Source organism: Mycolicibacterium vulneris (assembly GCF_002104765.1).
GTDB lineage: Bacteria > Actinomycetota > Actinomycetes > Mycobacteriales > Mycobacteriaceae > Mycobacterium > Mycobacterium vulneris.
In genome coordinates, this window is sequence record NZ_NCXM01000099.1 from 1 (window position 1) to 755 (window position 755).

The window sequence follows — 755 nt, forward strand, 5'->3', positions numbered from 1 at the left end:
GCTATCGCGGGATGGGTTCACCGGGCATGGGCGGTATGCCGCTTTCGGGGCTAGGCGGCTTGATGGGCGGCGCCGGCGGTGGCGGGGGCGGGCTGAGCGGCTTGAGCGGGCTGGCGTCACTTCCGGCCTCGCTGATGGGGCACGGGATGGGTGGCCGCCGGTCGGCGCAATGGAGCGCGGCCGAACCCAGCGGACGTGAAGCGCTGGGCGCTGCCGGCGTGGATCGCGGCGCTATCCCGTTGTCGGAGGTCTCTTTTGAAGGCAAAGGCGTGTGGGCTAGTGGGCGCGGCGCGATGCGCCGCTACTTGGAAGAAGCGCTGGATCGCATGGGGATCACTGACCCGCGGGCTCGGGCGAACTGGATGGAAGGTATGACCACGATCGCCGACCATGAATCCAGTTATCGGGCCAACGCGATCAATTTGTCTGATACCAACGCGCATGGGGCCCGCCAGGTCGACGGGGGACCTTTGCATGCGACGCGGGGTCCGTGGCAGGTGATGGCGGATACGTTCGCCCGGTACCACCAGCCGGGTACCTCGAACCACATTTGGGATCCGGTGGCCAATGCGTGCGCGTCGATGAACTATCAGATGGCCCGCTACGGGGTCGCCCATGACGGGCATAACCAAAAGGCCAAAGTGGGGCAGGCCAACTGGAATATCCACCACGGCTACTAACTGGGTGTGTTTGGCTGTGGCCGGGGGGATTTGGCCGGGTTAATTTTGGTGGGTGAGTGTTGCGGCGTTTGTGGC

General features: G+C 65.3%; 1 protein-coding gene. It reads left to right on the forward strand.

What is annotated here, in order from left to right:
* Positions 1–62: 62 nt before the first annotated feature.
* Positions 63–680, forward strand: coding sequence for a lysozyme family protein (locus tag B8W69_RS29525; RefSeq protein ID WP_245843434.1), 618 nt, complete (start codon positions 63–65; stop codon positions 678–680).
* The last annotated feature ends 75 nt before the right edge of the window (positions 681–755 follow it).

What these genes read in the sequence shown, in the direction of transcription:
- B8W69_RS29525 (WP_245843434.1), top strand. Translation starts at nt 63, where the DNA reads ATGGGCGGCGCCGGCGGTGGCGGGGGCGGGCTGAGCGGCTTGAGCGGG.